At 32.8% G+C, this 2,645-nt stretch carries 2 protein-coding genes; both read left to right on the plus strand.

The window, feature by feature from the left end:
• On the plus strand, positions 1-1,440 hold a 1,440-nt coding region (locus tag Q0L68_RS19385), incomplete at its 5' end, for a hypothetical protein (RefSeq protein ID WP_296705897.1).
• 148 nt (positions 1,441-1,588) lie between these two features.
• Positions 1,589-2,645 (plus strand): hypothetical protein (locus Q0L68_RS19390; RefSeq protein ID WP_296705898.1); only part of this gene is annotated, 1,057 nt, incomplete at its 3' end.

Genomic DNA, 2,645 nt, shown 5'->3' on the forward strand with positions numbered 1-2,645 from the left:
AAAAGAAAAATACCAAAATTGTTCAAAGATTTTATAGGAGACGAGCGAGCTCAAAATATAACTTTTGAAAATTATGTTGGTAAAGTGGTGAAAGATGAAAAAAAAATAAACAAAGCAATGGCTAAGAATTTAGAAAGAGCTTCTGAGATAGCACCAATTACCACATTTGATAAACTAGCTCTTGGTACTATAAGGGTGAATGCCGAAGGTCTAACTGCTCAATCCGAAATTGCTGCTGATCGAAAAGAAAAAGCTGGAATGCTTCAAGAGTCACTTAATGAAGCTGCTGAATATTTGAAACTGAATGATGCACAAGTCAATCAGGCTAAGAATGGAATGTTCAAAAAAGCTCAAAATGGACTACATGAAGTAGATGAGAGTGGATTGGAAGTTCTATCAGCGAGCGATATTGCCAAATTAACACAGTTGGCTAATTTTGCTAGAGGTACTAAAAAACAATCTGATTTTGATTTCTTTCAAAATGAATTTTTAAGAATTGCTCCTAATAGAGCTAAAGTTGTTTTAAAAGATGGTGTAAAAAGTTACAATGAGTTAATTGGATCAAGTTTACCAGAAGAAGAAGCAAACTTAAGATTTTTTGGAATTCCAAAAATTGATACTCAAATCAATGAGGCAAAAGTAAATGCTTTAGGACAAAAGAGAGCAGGAGTAGTTACTCCAATTGAAGATGAGGGATATAAAAGAAGTAAGGTGATGGATGCTTTTAATCAAGTCTTACCATATATCAGACCTTCTGATGCAATGGAACTTGATCCTTTACAAACAATGGGAGAGCGAGCATTCTTGGCTTCTAATCATGAGGTTGCTGTTCCAGCAGAAAAGTATAACCCTCAATTAAAGTCTCCATACAATGTTTCATTTCAAGATATGAGAAATGAAAATACTTCTGATTTTAGAAATATTGAAAGACAAGTGGGTTATAATCCTGCTGCACTTTCAGCTATGGCTAGTCAAAAGTATGCTGCCAATCAAAAAATTGGGGCTGAAGAATTTAGAGTAAATCAAGGAATTGAGAACCAAATTTATAATAGTAATATTGATAGATTGAATGATGCGCAATACAAAAATCTTGGAATAATTGCCTCACAAAATGAAAAACAAGCAACAGCAGCATCAAATACTAAAATTGGTACACAACGTGCACTTGACTCTATTTCTAGTAAGATTCTTCAAGATAAGCTTGCAAGAAAAACTCTTCAAACATATGAAAATATGTACAACTATAGATTTGACAATCGAGGTAGAGCTATAAACTGGAATGGTCCAGTGCAATATAATATTCCTGATTTCAATAATGTTCCAAAAGATCAATATGGAAATCCTTTATATGTACCAATTAATGGAAGTGATGCAAGCACTACAGCAAATACTACCACTGCAAAAAATGGAACATTTATTAAATCCTTCAAAGGATTATAAAATTAACTCTAACTAAATTTGATATAGGTAAGAGTTATTAGCTCTTACCTATATTTATTTTTAACAATTTTGGTTATGCTATCTTTCAAATAGATTTGTCAATCATAACCTACAGTGTTAAATTTATTAACCAATAAATCTCAATCAAATGGCTTCTTACACTGATACTAATTTACCTGAATTTAATCCCTATATCCAACAGCAACCAATTCAACAAATGGTTGAAGTGGGAATGGGTAAGCAACAGCAGTTTGATTTGGGTGTTGAAAGAATACAAACTAGCATTGATCAAATTGCAGGATTGGATGTAATTCGAGGAATAGATAGGAAATATCTACAAGCTAAAATGAATCATGTTGGAAATCAATTAAAGAGTGTTGCAGCAGGAGATTTTTCAAACTTTCAATTAGTGAATGCGGTATCAGGAATGACAAGTCAAGTTACTAAGGATCAAAATGTGATCAATGCAGTACGCTCCACTCAAAAATATCGCAAAGGAGTTACCGAGATGGAAGAAGCTAATAAAGCTGGAAAAGGTGGTCCAGGAAATGATCACATGTTTAAACTTAAAAGTTCAGAATGGTTAAATAGTGAAGATGTCAATCAGACATTTGATTATGGTTATGAACAATATTCTGACTATAAATCCCATGCTGTAGAAGTTTTTAAAGCTCTTGTTCCAGATTCAACCATCACAGAAGAAGCTTTTGGTCAAGACAAAAATGGAAACCTTATTATTAAAGATGCTACAGTGAGAGATCAATATAAAGGTATCCCTCCAGAACGAATTGCTCAAGCTTTAAATGCAGGATTGAGTGTTGCAGATTTTAGACAAATGGAGATTGATGGTGTATATAATTATGCCAATGTTCCAGATGAAGTTTTTGCTCAAAAAATCAATCAACAATATGTTAAAGACATTGAGTATTGGAATAAGGAAAAGTTAAAATTTGTTTCTTCTTTGAGTTCTACAAATGATCTGACAATACGAACAGATATCAGTAATAAGATCAATCAAATAAATAAACAAATTGAAGCAGTTGAATCGAGGTATCAGGGAATTTCATCAGCATTTTCATCAGGGAGTACTGATGGTGCTAAATCTCAACTGCAAACAATGAATTTTATAGAGCAATTTTCTAAAGCGTTCTCTTATGCTGAAACTTCAGCAGAGTATAAAGAAAATTACTTTGCTAAGATGAAGC

The organism is Algoriphagus sp., from assembly GCF_024642405.1.
Classification (GTDB): domain Bacteria; phylum Bacteroidota; class Bacteroidia; order Cytophagales; family Cyclobacteriaceae; genus Algoriphagus.